Origin of the sequence: Bacillus sp. JJ1122 (assembly GCF_036964885.1) — a bacterium.
Lineage (GTDB): Bacteria > Bacillota > Bacilli > Bacillales > Cytobacillaceae > Mesobacillus.
Genome location: NZ_JBALQL010000011.1, coordinates 65,333 through 82,535, shown reverse-complemented (window position 1 = coordinate 82,535; position 17,203 = coordinate 65,333). Strand labels below are relative to the sequence as shown.

At 39.2% G+C, this 17,203-nt stretch carries 17 protein-coding genes and 1 other annotated feature; of the genes, 11 read left to right on the top strand and 6 right to left on the bottom strand.

The features are described from left to right. The first annotated feature begins 158 nt into the window (after positions 1–158). The 4 genes from V7201_RS07360 (at position 159) to V7201_RS07345 (ending at position 5,395) form a co-directional block, all read left to right on the top strand. Positions 159–3,611, top strand: coding sequence for a hypothetical protein (locus tag V7201_RS07360; RefSeq protein ID WP_335376147.1), 3,453 nt, complete (start codon positions 159–161; stop codon positions 3,609–3,611). A 212-nt stretch (positions 3,612–3,823) separates the two neighbouring features. Then, positions 3,824–4,363 (top strand): HD domain-containing protein, encoded by a 540-nt coding sequence (locus V7201_RS07355; protein ID WP_335376146.1) that lies wholly within the window; start codon positions 3,824–3,826, stop codon positions 4,361–4,363. 91 nt (positions 4,364–4,454) lie between these two features. Further along, a complete protein-coding gene (locus V7201_RS07350; RefSeq protein WP_335376145.1) occupies positions 4,455–5,069 on the top strand; it encodes a PH domain-containing protein in 615 nt (204 codons plus the stop codon). A 146-nt stretch (positions 5,070–5,215) separates the two neighbouring features. After that, positions 5,216–5,395, top strand: coding sequence for a hypothetical protein (locus V7201_RS07345; protein WP_335376144.1), 180 nt, complete (start codon positions 5,216–5,218; stop codon positions 5,393–5,395). Between the two features lie 70 nt (positions 5,396–5,465). Here V7201_RS07345 and V7201_RS07340 read toward each other — a convergent pair whose 3' ends face one another. Further along, positions 5,466–6,551 (bottom strand): AI-2E family transporter, encoded by a 1,086-nt coding sequence (locus V7201_RS07340; RefSeq protein WP_335376143.1) that lies wholly within the window; start codon positions 6,549–6,551, stop codon positions 5,466–5,468. 223 nt (positions 6,552–6,774) lie between these two features. Between V7201_RS07340 and V7201_RS07335 the strand changes: the two genes are divergently transcribed. Next, complete coding sequence (locus V7201_RS07335) at positions 6,775–6,921, top strand: hypothetical protein (RefSeq protein WP_335376142.1); 147 nt, start codon at positions 6,775–6,777, stop codon at positions 6,919–6,921. A gap of 118 nt (positions 6,922–7,039) precedes the next feature. Then, positions 7,040–7,462: a hypothetical protein gene (locus V7201_RS07330; protein ID WP_335376141.1), complete on the top strand. Its 423-nt coding sequence runs from the start codon at positions 7,040–7,042 to the stop codon at positions 7,460–7,462. Positions 7,463–7,496: 34 nt separating this feature from the next. Here V7201_RS07330 and V7201_RS07325 read toward each other — a convergent pair whose 3' ends face one another. The 5 genes from V7201_RS07325 to V7201_RS07305 all read right to left on the bottom strand — a co-directional run bounded on the left by V7201_RS07325 (position 7,497) and on the right by V7201_RS07305 (position 12,667). Next, on the bottom strand, positions 7,497–8,342 hold the full coding sequence (locus V7201_RS07325) for a PhnE/PtxC family ABC transporter permease (protein WP_335376140.1): 846 nt from the start codon (positions 8,340–8,342) through the stop codon (positions 7,497–7,499). Continuing rightward, on the bottom strand, positions 8,339–9,139 hold the full coding sequence (locus V7201_RS07320) for a PhnE/PtxC family ABC transporter permease (protein WP_335376139.1): 801 nt from the start codon (positions 9,137–9,139) through the stop codon (positions 8,339–8,341). The genes V7201_RS07325 and V7201_RS07320 overlap by 4 nt, the downstream gene beginning before the upstream one ends. A gap of 1 nt (position 9,140) precedes the next feature. After that, on the bottom strand, positions 9,141–9,896 hold the full coding sequence (locus V7201_RS07315; RefSeq protein ID WP_335376138.1) for a phosphonate ABC transporter ATP-binding protein: 756 nt from the start codon (positions 9,894–9,896) through the stop codon (positions 9,141–9,143). 9 nt (positions 9,897–9,905) lie between these two features. Further along, positions 9,906–10,778 carry a putative selenate ABC transporter substrate-binding protein gene (locus V7201_RS07310; protein WP_335376137.1) on the bottom strand — a complete coding sequence of 291 codons (873 nt, stop codon included), beginning with the start codon at positions 10,776–10,778 and terminating at the stop codon, positions 9,906–9,908. Positions 10,779–11,110: 332 nt separating this feature from the next. Then, positions 11,111–12,667: an ABC-F family ATP-binding cassette domain-containing protein gene (locus V7201_RS07305; RefSeq protein ID WP_335376136.1), complete on the bottom strand. Its 1,557-nt coding sequence runs from the start codon at positions 12,665–12,667 to the stop codon at positions 11,111–11,113. Positions 12,668–12,986: 319 nt separating this feature from the next. Here V7201_RS07305 and V7201_RS07300 point away from each other — a divergent pair, with 319 nt between their 5' ends. From V7201_RS07300 to V7201_RS07280, 5 genes are all read left to right on the top strand, one after another. Beyond that, positions 12,987–13,715: a YqcI/YcgG family protein gene (locus V7201_RS07300; protein WP_335376135.1), complete on the top strand. Its 729-nt coding sequence runs from the start codon at positions 12,987–12,989 to the stop codon at positions 13,713–13,715. A gap of 110 nt (positions 13,716–13,825) precedes the next feature. Then, positions 13,826–14,068, top strand: a complete 243-nt coding sequence (locus tag V7201_RS07295; protein WP_335376134.1) for a hypothetical protein — start codon at positions 13,826–13,828, stop codon at positions 14,066–14,068. A gap of 34 nt (positions 14,069–14,102) precedes the next feature. Beyond that, positions 14,103–14,314: a binding site (T-box leader), on the top strand. A 95-nt stretch (positions 14,315–14,409) separates the two neighbouring features. Continuing rightward, positions 14,410–15,840: a proline--tRNA ligase gene (gene proS, locus V7201_RS07290; protein WP_335376133.1), complete on the top strand. Its 1,431-nt coding sequence runs from the start codon at positions 14,410–14,412 to the stop codon at positions 15,838–15,840. Between the two features lie 103 nt (positions 15,841–15,943). Further along, the gene (locus tag V7201_RS07285) at positions 15,944–16,768 is read left to right on the top strand and encodes a CPBP family intramembrane glutamic endopeptidase (protein WP_335376132.1); all 825 of its coding nucleotides are present in this window, start codon (positions 15,944–15,946) and stop codon (positions 16,766–16,768) included. A gap of 135 nt (positions 16,769–16,903) precedes the next feature. Next, positions 16,904–17,185: an AbrB/MazE/SpoVT family DNA-binding domain-containing protein gene (locus V7201_RS07280; protein WP_335376150.1), complete on the top strand. Its 282-nt coding sequence runs from the start codon at positions 16,904–16,906 to the stop codon at positions 17,183–17,185. Positions 17,186–17,203: the final 18 nt, after the last annotated feature.

The following is a 17,203-nucleotide window of genomic DNA, read 5'->3' as shown; positions in this document are numbered from 1 at the left end:
ATGTATTACATTATAATGGTGAAAACCCACGATGAAAATAGAAATATGTCGAAAAGTCTATTGAGATATAACATAGATATATATTGAAATTTTTAATAAAATGTGTAAAATTACACTAAACGGTTAAAAATGGATTTCAGGAGAACAGGAGGATTAAGATGGAATTCATTCCTAAAGAAGAACGGCGGCGGATATTTCGCAATGAACTCTACAACTTAAAAGAAATGGGATATGTAACAAAAGAGGAATACAAAAAAGTGTCTGAAGCGCACAATGAATATTTTTCTTTCATACTTGCCCACGAACAGCAGGAAAAAGAGTCGGCAGTAAAAGAACAATCAGCCAATACAGCTATTGTACAGCCTGTTTCTGAAAAAGAAATGAAGGTACAAATAACAAAAATGCCTGTGAAAGTAAAACCGAAGAAAACATCTGAAGAAATACGAGAACGAAATATTTCATGGTCGCTGAATATAGGAGTCATTATGCTGTTGATCGGCGGCTTGTTTGTCGCAACGAGCAACTGGGAAACCATGACTCCTTGGATGAAAGCCGGATCGATCGCACTTGTGTCTGCTCTGTTTTACGGGATCGCTTTTGTCAGTTATCGAATTTTAAAGATTGAAAAGACTGCCTTTGCATTTGTCGTGTTAGGAAGCTTATTTTTGCCGATTTTCACCTTATCGCTCGGCTGGTTCGAGCTGCTTGGATCTACTCTTAGCTTCAAAGGAGAAGGAAGATTCATTTTAGGATTTATAAGCAGTTCCGTCCTGATTCCTGTTTACATTCTACTGGCTGAAAAATTATCATCAAGGTTGTTTGTGTGGTTTGCTTTCATCGCATCAACTGCCTCCGCGGCCTATTTTTTAAGAGCAATTGGACTTGATGCAGATGGTTTCTATCTAGGATTAATGATATACAACTCACTGCTGATTACTGGATATCATTATCTGAAAAAGAAAGAAATGTATACCCTTTTTACCAAGGAGCTTGCTTTCTATTCACAGGCTAACCTGATCTTATCTACATTATTAATGCTTATTTTCTTTGAAAATCAACTTTTTTATGGATTCAATTTAATAATGACTGCTGCCATTTATCTTTCGATGATTTTTGTGAATGGCCGCAAAGAATACCATTTTGTTTTCAGCGCGATGCTCGTTTTTGGAGCTTATCAAATTTTAGAAAATTGGAGTTTTCCAGAAGTCAGCGTCATTGGCTATGCGCTTCTTGGATTCGTTTTCTTGCTGCTTCCTAAAGTCTTAAAAGAGCAATTCGGTTTGAAGAAGATTTTTCAGCTAACAAGCGCAATTGTATCCGGGCTCGCTTTTATCATGATTACCGTAGAAGGGATGCTGCAGCGTTCGCAAAATCCATCTTTCACTCTTTTTGTGGCATATATATTCATCGCGGTTAATTTTATTTACTTAGCGAACACTCATAAAAACATTATTTTCCGCTACCTTAGCCCAATCTTCTTGGCATCAGCTTTGTTTGAAGCGGTTATGAAGCTGCATAACTGGGTTCAATTCGAATCTTTAATCCTTCCGATCTTCTTAATTGGATTCATTTTATTTACAGTTTTCGGATGGAAGCTTAAGGTTGAAAAACTGAGGATCATCCACAACAGCTCCAGAGATGTCGGGATGGTCATCATGTTATTCATGATTTTGGTTGCCTTCGCCATGTTGCATTGGCAGGAACTCGGATTAATGTTTTTCTTAACGGGTATCCTATTTTACTTGATGATCAAAATTGAAAGCAGATCTTTTTTACCTTTATTTGCGCAATGGGCAGTACCCATCTCTGTTGGTCTATCAGTCGCTGCATTTTGTGAAGAAATCAGATCACATTCCAGCATTTATGATGAATTTTCAGGAATGCCAGGAAATTTTGCAATAGCAGGGATGCTGCTGTTAGCAAGCAGCTATATATTCAAGAATCTCAACGAATTTAAGTTGGCTGAAAGTACATTCTTCAGTTCACATTGTTTTTATGCTGCAGCTTTATTTTTCACATTTACAGCACCGATCTCCAGTGTCCTGGGTGAATCGCTGCTATGGCTTGGCGGCCTCGTTATGTCAATCATCCTCTTTAAAACAACAAAGGATGTTATTATTTCCTATCTGACTGGTATTATAGGCCTTGCTTGGTACATCATTACCTTGAATTCTATTAACGAGGAATTGTATGATTTCAGTTACTCTGCAGAAACTTTGCTCTTCCTGGGAGGAGGATGGCTGCTTCTAGGAGCAGCAGCAGTGCTTTTCCAAAAAGAAAAGGTTCTTGCAACCGGCATTTCCTGGGTAGCTCATGTCTACCTTGCGCCTTCCTTGATACTTTCTTATGTAATGTATGGGCAAGATGCTGTATGGAGTTATTTGATGGCTACCGGCGTCTATATAGCCAGTTTGTTGTTTGTTAAGCAGGAGTGGAAAGTGAAAGCCATATTGTATGGTGCCTTCACGACGTTATTTTTATCCATAAAAACAGGAATCATCTATTTTACAGGTGAAGATTCAGGCTATTATGCATTTTTGTCAACAAGTATCTTAATCGGAGTTTTCTGGTTTATCGCAAAAGAAGCATTCAAGCAAAGAACCGTATTTTATCTTGTTCCTTTTTCACTTCTTGGCATTGCCAGCTTCATTGTTACTTATCCTTACAACTGGATGCTTTTTGGATTGACCGTTCTGTATGCTGTCGGAACATTATTCTTGCTCCATCGGGTAAAATGGGATTTGCTTAATCTTCTGCCGCTGCTGATGATTTTTTATGCATCAATTCAAATGATTTACCAATCAAGGATTCATGTAACGTTTGACATCGCTTTTCTTGCTGCTTTTGGTTTAATACTGCTGATTGCAGGAAAAATATTGTATTCAAGCTTATGGGAAAAAGGCGGTGTTTTTGGACTTGGTAAACTAGATTCTTATACAATTGTTTCGTTTTTCTTCATTGTCTCAATTTCGTTATTTAAAGCTGAAGCATTTTGGGCTCAAATTGTTCATGGCCTGCTTATGTCCGGAGCTTTCTGGCATCAGCGAAAAAGAGTTCACAGCGATTGGGAAATAGGCTTCACCTTTATTTCTGGGGCATATCTGCTGGTTCCATATTATGCCTCCGTTGAACAGTTAAATATCCCTGCTTTATGGCTTTGGGAAGTATATGTCCTGCCATTTATTGCGCTTGTGATCTTCTTACGGTTTGTCGCTCAAGGGAAATGGGAGAATATAACTGGCCATATCGAATGGGCCACACTGATCATTGTTTCACTGGTTCTTATCAGAGACGGCTTGATGAGTAATACCATATATGACGCCTTAATCCTTGGATCCTTATCTTTAATCTCAATGCTGGCAGGGATGTGGCTGAGAGTAAAAGCATATTTCTTTGTTGGTGCAGGAGTATTGCTCCTGAATGTCATCCTCCAAACCAGGCCGTTTTGGGGAAATCTTCCTTGGTGGGGATATCTGCTCATCGGCGGCTCCATTTTAATCGCCGTTGCGAGTTTCAATGAATGGAACAAGCAAAAGGGAGCTAAAGGAGAAAAAACATTCATCATCACCTTAAGAGAGAAATTCAGCTCGAAATTTAAATCTTGGAATTAACATATATTAAGGCTGGTAAGGGAAGAGGCATCCAATCCATTACCAGTTTTTTTTATATAATGTATAGTAATGGGAAATGAATTTTGGGAATGTTAGATAAGACATGGTTGCCATTCTCGTTGCCAGTATAGTAACTAACAGCTGCATTTCTTCTGGATTTCTGTTACTATTTTTTAAAATATGGGTATCACATCAGCTAAGGAGGTAATGAAATGAGGGATGTAACACTACTGAATATATTCGAACACCATATTGCACAAAAATATGTAAAGCGCTCAGGTATGGCGCATGCTATTGCCGTGGCATATCATGCTTTCCATCTTGCGAAAGAACATAAGGTAGATGTTGATATCGCTGCTAAAGCAGGGTTTTTGCATGATATCGGGCATTTTACCTGGTATAGAAATGGGAAATGGGACTACGAATTATATAGAAAAAACGATATCCATCCAATTAAGGGAGCAGAGAGGGCTCACAAACTCTTAATCCGTCTCGGCGAAAACCCCGTGCAGGCGAAAGCCACTTCACTTGCAATTCTTTTCCATACTGACTCCTTTTTGCCATCAAATGATATCATCCGCACACCACTCCAGCAAGTCGTAAAATGGGCTGATGAAAAAGACGAAGAAGAAGGCGGAAACCACCACTACAGAAAAATCAGCCATGAACGGGCAAGAGAGAGTATTATTAGGCTCGACGGCATGATTGACTCAGAATTAAGAATGCAAAAAGATAACAAGTTGCTTTCTTAAAACTATATTGGAAACTTGATAGTCTCTCCACCTCTTTTTGCCAGTTTATGTTAAAATGAAAATGAATATTTCTTAAAGAAGAGGTGGGTAAATGTTTAAGAGAGTTGCTTCAGATGTATTAGGCTTAAGTGATGTCGGAAGTGTAATTAACCCAGCAGATTATGATAAAGTCGATGCTGATGATTATGTAATGCATGAGGATAACGAAAAAATCTACTTCTTGATTAAATCGAAAACAGATGAATATTGCTTTACAAATAAAGCATTGATCCACTTAGATGGGACAAGCGCTATGAGCAAAAAGCGAACATTGCACCGCTATAGTTTCAGTGAACACAAAATTACGAATGTCCATCTTGAAACAGCAGGCACTGTTGACCTTGATGTTGAGATAAAATTCGTCATCGGTTCCACTGCATTCTCAATCGATGTACATAAAAAACACATAGAAGAACTGAAGGATTTATATAAAGCTTTGATCCGGATTGCCGAAATTACCAAAGAAAATGAATTTTCTATGGAATATGCCCAGCAAAGCTTGAACCTTGCGGCGACTACATTAAGCAGAATTGCAACAAAAGAAGAGAGCGTCGTCAATGATTTCAGAGATTTGAATGAAATGGCCTTTAATTGGCTGATGAATTCCCGAAAAAAATACAATGTCAAAGATTTCGGGTTTGTATACGAGCGATATATAAACAATTAAATTATGGAACCGGCTCTAAAAATGGAGCCGGTTTTTTTCTTACTTAAGGCTCTTTCCACATAATTAGTATCATTTATTTCCACATTTATCTAATTATTCATGCTAACATAAATGTAGTGAATAACATGTGTCAAGGAGGCTTTAATATGATTTGGTTAATCCTTATTTCTCCGCTGATTGTTTTAGTGCCGATTGTTATTTATTATGATAAAAAGAAGGGGATGGGTGACCCTAAACTAGATTCAGAAAACCACCGGATTGAACAAGACTTGGCAAGAAATGAATCCTCTTTTATAGACCAAGGAGGAAACGGCCCTGTCCAATAGAAAAGCAGAAAGCATCGGCTAAAGACCGATGCTTTCTGCTTTTTTATCACTATGGTTTAGATCTCATTTATTAAACCTCTGGATTGATAAAATTTTTCTTTTGGCGAAGCCTGTAAAATTTCCATACATCCTTAATGATGATCTTAATGACTGAATATAGCGGGATGGCGATAAGGATGCCTATGAAACCATATATTGATCCTGCCGCAATCAATAAGAGGATAACCGTTATTGGATGGATATTTAACTTTTTACCCATTACCTGCGGGGTAACAAAATTGCCTTCGAGTTGCTGCACCACAAGTAGTACGACCAGGACATTGAACATCATCATCGGACTTGTTGCCAGGGCCACAAGCAGAGCAGGCAACACACCAATGATTGGACCAAGAAATGGTACAACAGTTAAAAACATGGTAAAAATCGCTAGGAGCAGGGCGTAGTCCAGGCCGATTATTTTATATCCAATGTACATTAGAGTTCCATCAACAAGCGCGATAATAAACTGTCCGGTTACATAAGTAAAAAGTGTTTTATCAATATCCTTAAGAATTTTATTACCTTCCTGTTCATGCTCATTCGGAATCAGTTTTATAATATATGGCCTTAATTTTTCCTCATCCTTCAAAAAGAAAAATACAAGGAAAGGAACTACGACTAAAACAGTCGCTACACTGGTGAGTAATGAAATAATCGACATGACATTTTCACCAAGATTATTTGATACTTTACTTAAATAAGTGAGTGCTTTTTGCTTTACCTCACTTGCATCTAGCATTTCAAACTTATTTTCTTTCATTACTTTTTCCGATTCCTTAGTGACTTCTTCTATTCTTTGAGGAAAATTTTCAGTGAGATTGCTGACTTGCTCACCAACCAGCGATCCAGCGAAATAGAAAAAAGTTGCGAAAATCCCAATAAATACAGCAAAGACGATAAGAATACTGATCACCTTTGGCATGTATTGATCAAGCCATCTAACAGGCTTTCTCAAAATATAATAGATTAATCCTGAAATAAGAACCGGAAAGAAGATCGCAATGATGAAATTCTGCAGCGGCCAGACAAAATAATCGATCTTTCCAAATAAAAAGATAATAAGAAGAACTAAAATGATTCCTGATGCATATTTAAAAAATGGTTTTTGAACCCACATTCCTATTCCCCCTGATTATGTATGTACTTCCTTATTACTTCCCACAAAGTTCGCAACTATAAACAAAAGTCGCAATGTTGTCATAAGATGTCCAGGCCGACAATAAACATATTAAAAAGATTCAAGTTTTAATTTTTAATTAACGGGTAAATATTCTGGTCAACAGAAAATAGAATTAACAGCATATAGCCACTGGTCATCTTCTGTGTAAAGGGGTCTCTGTATGGTTGCAGTCGAAGAGCATCTAATATTTATAAAAGAACTAGGGCGTTTGTTTGATGAGTACTCACAATGTGAGGATGAGAAGCTAAAAATTGAAATATATAAAGATATTCAGCTAATTGGGGAAGCAATTCGAATTGGAAATTGAAATAAATGATTACCCGGCAAACCATTAAAACATGGTTTGCCGTTTTTATTTTTGTTTAGGAAAATCCTGTCCTGTACTGTCATATACATGAAACAAGCATATGAAGGAGGAGGTTACAATGAAGATTGACCTTTCAAAAGAACAATATTTAACCCTTGTCAAATTGCTGCAGCTCGGCAATTGGCCGATCGGACTCACAGAAGCCGACCATACTCTGGTCAGCAGGGCAGAAGAACTTGAACAGTACATTTTTTCATTAGCCGATGATTTTGAAGCAGGTGACCAAATTTACTATGATAAAACGGAAGAATATTACTATCTTTCAGAAGCCTTGAAGGAAAGTGTGGAAGCTATTATTGATGAGTATGAGGAGGATGTTTTCTGGGATCAATTGACTCATAAGTTAGCAACGATAGACCTGAAGCGCGAAATCAATATCGATGCGCCGATCGAGGAAAAAATCAATAGACTCTTTCAGCTGAAGGCACGTTATGAAAAATACTTCCTGGAAAACGGATTGGAAAATATCGATATATTATAAAACGAATCCGGCCAATGCATTGGCCGGATTCGTTTCATTTTATGAAGAATCGCGCTTTTTCAGATATATAATCTGCAGCGAAAACAAGGATTAAATAACATAACAGTAATAAAGTGAGATCGGTGTAATGAAAAAAACTCATGCTAAGCTTGAATTGCCGTCCAAGCCCGCCGGCACCAACAAAACCAACAACAATCGTTGTGCGCATAATCACTTCCCAGCGGTACAGGATATATGTCAAAAAGCGGGGAAGTGCGGCTGGCAATACACCGTAAAGCAATATTTGCACACGTCCAGCGCCACTGGAAGCCAAGTTCCGGACTGGCCGTGAATCGAGGTCTTCAATCACCTCTGCACAAAGCTTGCCGAGAATGCCGAAATTATGAAGAGCAAGGGCAATAGCACCTGGCAGTATTCCCGGCTTGAAAATAAAGATGATCATCATGGCCCATACAAGCTCAGGTACAGCACGGGAAAATATATATATACTTCGAATAATACCAAACGAAATCCAGCCATGCCATTTTTTCGCCAGGGTAATTGAACCATTCGCGACATTTCTGGCTGCCGGGACCACTGTTAGAAGTGCAGCCATTGTCGCAAAGCCGGTAGCCATTACACTCATTTTCAATGTATCGAAAGTAAGATCAATTGCCGTTTTCCAGCTGTCCAGGTTTAAAAATGCAGGACTCTCTTCTCCAATACCGAAAAGTCCTTTGAAAAATTTACTTGAATACATTAAGTTTTGTTGAGAAAAAAGAGTGGAAAGACTCGCTTTTTCAAAGATGAAAATTGAAACCCAGGATCCAGCACCAAGCAGAAGCAAAGCATAGACAGAGGCAGTAACAAAAGTGATTTTTCGTTTTTTCCGAACCTTCATTGTACCAGCCTCTTTCTTAATTGATTGCTCCAGGCATCAATAATGATCACCAGGGAAATTAAAAAGAACATGAAAGTCCAAACTTCATTGTAGTGAAGGTCATCTAAACTAAGCTGAATTTGGTATCCGAGTCCGCCGATGCCAACAAAGCTCATGATAGCGGATGAACGAACCGCACATTCAAATCTGTACATGGCATAGCTTGTAATACTCGCTCTGGCCATCGGCAGATATCCATACCATAGAATTTGAAGGCGCGACGCACCAGTTGCCTCGAGTGCTGTAATTGGTTCTTGAGGAACATCTTCCAGCATTTCAGCAAAAATCCTGCCCAGTATGCCACCATAAGGTATGGCCAATGCAAAAATTGCCGCAAATGGTGACAGGCCGATTGAGGCGACAAAAAGCCATGCCCAGACTAGTTCATGTATTGCCCTCATAAATCCTAATTGCCCTCTAAAAAAAGCTTTCATAACCTTTTTAGTCTTTGTTCTCTTAATCAAAACTCCTGAAGCGGGGATGCCATACAAAAACGCAATGATCAATGCTAAGCTCATGCCTGCTGCAGCGTAAGAAAGAGTAGTCCAGCTTGATTCAACCGCAAGCAGCAATATGTCACTTGATAAGTCAGGGTGAAAGAGTGCTTCAATCATTTGTCCTGCTGTTTTCAGCCCTCCGGTATGAATTAAATCAAAATTCCACTCCACAGAAAACAAACTCCAGAAAAATAATAGAAACAGGATCAGAGAGAGAATCTTGCGCTTATGGAGATCGAATGATAACCAGCTCTTCTCCATATCAAGATCGCTCCTTCAATTTATACAAGCTTGCGATGTGATCATCAGAAACTGAAGCAGCGGGGAGATCAAAGAAAACCTCGCCATTCTTCAAGGCAATCAGTCTATCAAAATATTTTTTAGCGTATTCTACTGAATGCAAACTGGCAATCAGAGTCTGTTTTTCCTCTAGTGCAATTTCAACTAAAAGTTCAAGGATATCTTCAGCACGCGCAGGATCAAGTGAAGCAACGGGCTCATCTGCGAGAATGATTTCAGGATTTTGGACGAGGAGACGTGCTAGGGCTACTCTCTGCTGTTCACCTCCGGAAAGTGTAGAGGTACGTTCATACAATTTTTCCGCAAGACCAACACGCTCCAAAGCATTGACTGCATACTCCTTTTCCTGAGGAATAAGAAGGGAGAGGAGCGACTTAACAACTCCCCAATCACCAAGGCGTCCAGCCAACACATTATGGATTACCGGAAGCTCACCAACAAGGTCAAACTGCTGGCGGATAATACCGATTTTTTTTGCTCTTTTCTTTTGGTCAGCTAACTCTGATAATGGCCGGCCATCAATATTGACCGTACCCCGATCCGGAACCAAAATAGACGCTAATATATTCAGCAGAGTCGTTTTCCCCGCGCCACTCGGACCAATCAGAGCAATTAATTCACCTTTTTTTACGGTAAAAGAAAGGGAAGATAAGGCTATCTTCCGCTCATAATGTTTTGATATTTGGTTTAGGTTAATAATTTCCTTTTCTAAAGCCATTAGTTCCACCTACTTGATGATCTTTAGTTCCTTCGCGACTTTTTCAATCGCTTTATAGTTCTCATTGTTCGTCTCTATGAATTTATCAGTCTGCAAAAGCTCCATAATCTCATTATCTTCAGCCTTCATTGAAAGAATGGCATCTTTTATTTTCTCTTTCGTTTCCTTATCAACCTTATTGATAGTCCAGTTATAATCCAAATATTCAGGTGTTGTATAGAATACCTTTACCTTTGATTCATCAACCTTGCCTTCTTTTACTGCAGCTTCCCAAACTGAGATGTTCAAAGCGCCAGTCTGGAATGCTCCTGATTCAACAAGCTTGTAAGTTTTATCATGTGATCCAGAGTAATTTGGAGCACCATCAAGATCCTTATCGGGATTAATTCCCGCTTCCATCATGAAATAACGAGGCATCAAGTGGCCTGAAGTAGAACTCTCGCTGCCAAATGTAAAGGATTTCCCCTTTAAATCCTCGAGACTATCAATATCGAGGTCGTTTTGGGCAATAAATACTGATTTGAATTTTTCATCAATCGGTCTTTGGGCAAATGCTTCAGCTTCGGGGACTAGACTTCTAGCCTGCACACCTGTAAGTCCGCCAAACCATGCCAGCTGGATTTCACCTCGTTCAAAAGCAGTCACAAGTGCGGAATAATCGACAGAAGGAACGTATTCCACGTTTAATCCCGTTTTTTTACCTAAATCTTTCGCAAAGTCTTCCATGCTTCTGTTCAGGTCAGCGGCATTCTGATCCGGAATCGCACCAATTTTAATGGTTTCAGATTCTTTCTTAGTTTGAGTATTTTCGGCATCATTACCTGAACAACCAGACAAGGCGAAAATGACCATTAAACTTACTAACATTATTATTTTTTTCATTAGAAAATCACCTTTCCATAAACAAATTTTATAGGCTCTATAAAATTTATCAATAACGATGGAATAACTCAATACTTTTTATTAAAATTCTGTTTGAAGAGTTAAATAATCGATCCGTTATACAAATAAATCCCTATGTAACCATTAAATACCCCGGTTTGAAAATTAGGCTTTTAAACGCTATTTGATTTGGGAAAAGAGGAACTTAAGATCCCGGCAGGTAAACGAATTCCCATATTTTTAATTAGTGAGCGCCAATTTAATCAATCAATTATCAAATCCAGCAGGTAATAATAAAACCTGCTGGCAAAACCAGCAGGCTTAAACAATATCTATAATTCGGATTTTCCAGCCCATTCCTCTACATTCCAAACCTTCGTTACCCAATCTTCATAGAAATCAGGTTCGTGGCTTACAAGGACAATCGTACCTTTATAGGCTTGTAATGCACGCTTTAATTCTGCTTTTGCCGTAATATCAAGGTGGTTTGTAGGCTCGTCAAACAACAGCCAGTTGCTTTCATGCATAAGGAGCTTTGTCAAACGGACCTTAGCTTGTTCTCCACCGCTAAGCTGATTAAGCGGACGTGATATATGTTCATTTTTCAGACCACTGCGTGCAAGTGCGGCGCGTACCTGGTGCTGATCCAGGCTAGGGAACTCACTCCACAGATCATCGATAGGGGTGATGTTTGCCGCTTTTACTTCCTGCTCAAAGTATGATGGGAACAGGAAGTCTCCACGCTCGATTTTCCCGCTTAGTGCAGGTATTTTTCCAAGCATTGTTTTTAATAATGTTGATTTACCAACACCATTCATGCCGACAATCGCAATTTTTTCGCCGCGTTCAATTGTTACTGACAATTTTGGCATAAGCGGGTGTGTATAACCGATTTCAAAGTCCTTGCCTTCAAAAACATAACGGCTGCTTGCCCGTGATTCTTTAAAGTCGAAAGTAGGCTTAAGGGCTGTTTCTGGACGGTCAATTCGCTCCAGCCGCTCAAGCTGCTTCTGACGGCTCTTCGCACGGCCGGTAGTGGAATAACGCGCTTTGTTTTTCGCGATGAAATCTTCTTGTTTCTTAATGAATTCCTGCTGCTTCTCATAAGCATTTATATGTTGATTCTTATTGATTTCAGCAAGTTCAAGGAATTTTTCATACGTTGCGGTATAGCGTGTCAGCTTTGAAAATTCAAGCTGGAATATAACATTGGATACCTGGTTCATGAATTCAGTATCATGTGAAATCAGAATGAAAGCATATGGGTATTCTTTTAGGTATCTTGTTAGCCAATTGATGTGTTCCACATCTAGGTAGTTTGTCGGCTCATCCAACAAAAGGACCTTTGGTTTCTCCAGCAATAGCTTGGCAAGCAGAACTTTCGTACGTTGCCCGCCACTTAACGCAGAGACATCACGGTCGATTCCAATTGCATCTAAACCAAGACCGCGGGCTGCTTCCTCAACTTCAATATCAAGGGAATAGAAACCGCCTGCGTCCAATGCGTCCTGGATTTCAGCCATTTGTTCGAGCAACACTTCGAGTTCCTCTGGGGATGCGTCTGCCATCTTGCCAGTCACTTCATTCAATTCTTCTTCTTTTTTAAATAGAGGAAGGAACGCATCCCGCAATACGTCTCGGATCGACTTTCCCGTAGTCAGTACAGTATGCTGGTCTAAGTATCCGTATTCCACACCTGGTGTCCATTCAACTTTCCCAGAATCATGGATTAACTGGCCGGTGATAATATTCATTAATGTTGATTTACCGACGCCATTTGCACCAACTAAACCTACATGATCCTCAGCTAAAAGGCGGAAAGAAACATCTTTAAAAAGGGTACGATCCCCAAAAGTGTGACTCAAATTTTCTACATTCAGTAAACTCATAATAAAGTCCTCGCTTCAATCTATTTTTAATGGCATTAATTTAACAATCACATTTCTTAATCATACTAAAATCTCTGTCTTTAGACTAGCTTTTTATAAAGAGGTGGATATAGAACACCTTGTGTACATGTGGCGGAAACTTCATGGATCTTTATTTAAAACCCATTATAGTTACAGGCTGTACACGATTACAGTTGTACATGAAGGAAAATAACACCTACTAAACCATTTGTCTTCCGTTCCTTTATCTTAACTCTTCCGTTTAGTAAAAGCCTGAAAGGGTATTTAGTTACTAACTAACTGATTTGAGGTGTTTTTCATGAAAGTCAAAAACAGCTATTTATTCACAAAAGAAGATATGGTCAATCCTGAACTTGTTCCGGAATGGGTAATGAAGGAATATAAGAATTTTCATGAGGTTGTTACCAATAGAGAGTTCCCATGCTATTTCGGTATGTCAGCAGAGAAAAAAGGGGAACTTCGCTATTCATATATCAGCAAGGAAAACTGGAATGAATTGCCTGGTGCCATTGAGGAGTTTATCGCCCTTTTTGATGATAACAAGCCTTTGATTCGGCATGGATTGTTTGTATTCGTCGAGCCTGAACTAGAAGAAAAAACGATTGAATATTACCGCGAGTATTTCTGGAATGTCCTTCAATTCTTACATGAAAAAGATACAAAGCCTTGGCCTGCTGATTATCCTACGGACCCAGACCATCATCTGTGGGCATTTTCATTCGCAGGAGAACCTTTCTTTGCATTTGGCAACGCTCCTGCTTACAAACAGCGAAAAACCCGAGACCTTGGCAATAGTCTTGTACTAGGTTTTCAGCCTCGTCGAATTTTCAATGGTCTTGAAGGGACTTCAAAAGGCGGAATCATGTCCCGCGAAAAGGTAAGGGAGCGAGTGGAAAAATGGGATAACCTGCCGAAGCACCCGAACGTGAGTCACTATGGCGATCCCGAACACAGAGAATGGAAGATGTATTTTATTGGCGATGACAGCAAACCGATGGAAGGTAAATGTCCATTTCATCATAAATAAGGAAAAGAGACTAAATCCAAGAGGATTTAGTCTCTTTTGCGTTTGAAATCTTCGGAAATTTCAATTAATATGAAAGGAAGATTATTACATATCAAAGATTGGATGATTTCATGAAGTTAAATCGATTTGCCATCGTTTTTGGCACCTTTGTATTCGTTACAGGTCTACTATACTTAATTGGATATACCTTCCAAATCACACTCCTTATCTTTCATCATCAGCACAATCAGACAGCTGAAGGTTTCACTTCAGAGTCCAGATCATTATTGCCATTCATAATTGGATTGGGTGCAAGCTACATTGCTGAAAAGATTTACTTAAGCAAAAAATATGATTTTTCAAATAAAAATTGACATCGATTTATTTTCTATATATAATCATCAAAAAATAGTAACGTTGACGAGGATCAGTAAATTGTACTGAAGCCATTTCCAGAGAGGGAGCTGAATGCTGAAAAGCTCCTATTGGCCGCCAATTGAACCTGCCTCTGAGTTCCGGATCGGATACATTGAAGATCACGGCGGATTATTCCGTTATCATTTCGAGATAAAGCAGCGCTTTATGATTTAGGGTGGTACCGCCAGGCCTTGGCCCCTTTTGGGATCAAGGCCTTTTTGTGTTCCTTTGAAACAGAGCAGCGTTATTTCGAGAAGTTTTCAACAATATTTAAGAATATTAAAGACGGGGTGCAGACATGGCTAAAGAATTTGTTAAAGAAATTACGTCTATGGATGAAGATTTTGCTCAATGGTATACGGATGTTGTGACGAAGGCAGACTTAATTGACTACTCAAGCGTAAGGGGTTCCATGATTATCCGTCCATATGGATATTCTCTTTGGGAAAATATCAAAAATGAACTTGACTTCCGTATTAAAGAAACAGGACACGAAAATGTCTACATGCCACTTTTCATTCCTGAGAGCTTATTGCAAAAAGAAAAGGATCATATTGAAGGATTCGCACCAGAAGTTGCATGGGTAACCCATGGAGGATCAGAAGAGCTTGCAGAGCGACTGGTTGTCAGGCCAACTTCCGAGGTGCTTTTCTGCGAGCATTACAAAAACATTATCCATTCTTATCGAGACCTTCCAAAACTCTATAACCAATGGGCAAATGTCGTGCGCTGGGAAAAAACAACAAGACCTTTCCTGAGAACACTTGAATTCTTATGGCAGGAAGGACATACCTGCCATGCGACAGATGAAGAAGCTCTTGAAGAAACTGTAAAAATGTTGAAGGTTTACGCTGATGTTTGTGAAAACATCCTGGCGATTCCAGTTGTCCAGGGGCAAAAAACCGATAAAGAGAAATTCGCAGGCGCTAAGCTTACTTATACAATTGAAAGTCTGATGCATGATGGAAAGGCACTACAGACAGGCACATCGCATCACCTGGGTGACGGGTTTGCCAAGGCGTTCGGCATACAGTATACCGATAAGGAAGGGCAGCTTCAGTATGTTCAGCAAACATCATGGGGTTTTACAACAAGGGTCATAGGGGCAATGATCATGGTACATGGAGACGACCGGGGATTAGTCATTCCTCCAAACGCTGCCCCAACGCAAGTCATGATCGTGCCAATTGCCCAGCATAAAGAAGGCGTACTCGATTTTGCCTACGAACTAAAATCAAAGCTTTCAAATGTTGCGCGTGTAGGGATTGATGCAAGTGATAAAAAGCCAGGATGGAAATTCAACGAATACGAAATGAAGGGGATTCCAGTTAGGCTTGAGGTAGGCCCTAAGGATATTGAAAAAGGCCAGGCAGTATTGGCAAGACGGGATACAGGAGAGAAAATTTTCGTATCGTTCGAGGATTTAGAAACAAAACTTCCTGAACTACTGGAGGATATCCAGCGAAGCCTGTACGAAAAAGCTAAGAATCATCGTGAGGATAAAACAAACGCCGCTCTGAATCTTGATGAATTTAAAACAGTCCTTGAAAAAGAGACAGGTTTCATTAAAGCCATGTGGTGCGGTGATCGAGCATGCGAGGATAAAATAAAAGAAGAAACGACAGCAACATCTCGCTGCATTCCCTTTGAACAGGAACAAGTAAGCAAAAAATGTGTATGCTGCGGCAAGGAAGCTGAGAAAATGGTCCTTTGGGCAAAAGCTTATTAATTTAAAAAGCAATCCTTTTTGGGATTGCTTTTCCTTTTGCTCCTTGAAGGTTTATGAAACCTTTATTTGGAAGAAACATCTACAAAAGAATGGGGGGCTTATAATGAAAAAAATTCCTGCACTATTTCTTACATTAATCGGTTTCATCATCTTAAATTTGTATTTTAATCTGATTCCAACTTTACTGCCTAAAAATGATATTTTACGTTTTTTCCACTTGCTTCTGTTTTTTCCTTTAGCCTACATAGTTGCACGTAAACTAAATAGGGAAGGGATGGCCTTGTACGGAGTTGTTTTTTACAAGGGATGGTTACGAAATCTATTTTTAGGCTTTTTCATTGGCTTTAGTTTCTGGGCAGTTTTGTTCAGCTTATATTTCCTGCTTGGAAAATATGAATTTATTGGGTTTGCTCCTTTATTAAACGCAACAGCCAACATTTTTGTCATTCTCATAGGATTCGGTTTAGGCTCGTTAATCAACGACATGATCGTGAGGGGGTATTTAATAAATCAATTGAAGGGTAAGATTCCTCTCCCAGTGATATTCACAATTTCCTTAATCATTTACACATTCGATGATATCTGGAATGCTGGATTTAGTGTTCAAAACACTATTTTTTCATTTGCATTGGGCTTAAGTTTGACCTATAGCTTTATCAAAGCAAATTCTATTTGGGTCGATACCGGTATCCATTTCGGATTGAATGTCCTTTATGGGCTATTCTTCGGCGTGTCTCAACAAATAGGCGGAGGAATATTTTTATTCAAGGAAACTTCTTCTTCGAGCCATTTAACCATTTGGCTGTCTACTTTCCTATCACTCCTGATTTTATTGACCGTGTTCTTGTTAAACCGGTATATCATTGTTAACAAACCTGGAGTTAGAAAAAGCATAGATGATACAAGTACCATCCATCTTGCAAAATAGTTAGAGAAAAGAATATATACGAACATTCAAAATGTAAATTTATGCCTCCATTTGATATAATTGGATTGTGCGAGATTTGATTTACAGACTAGACATCCACATTCCATATATTATTGAATAGGAGAGGATGCAATGATGAAAGCAACAGGAATTGTCAGGAAAACCGACCAGCTTGGCAGGATCGTTATTCCAATGGAATTAAGGAAAAAACTGAGTATTGGAGAAAATGATCCGCTGGAGATTTTTGTTGATGAGGATATGATCGTCCTAAAGAGATATCAGCCAGATTTAACATGTCTAATAACAGGAACAATCAGCAGTGATAATCTGTCGCTCGCCAATGGAAAGGTTATTTTGAGCCGTGAAGGGGCGGATCAATTGATTAAAGAATTGCAAAGTTACCTCGCTGCAAATTAAATAATATTTTAAAAGCAG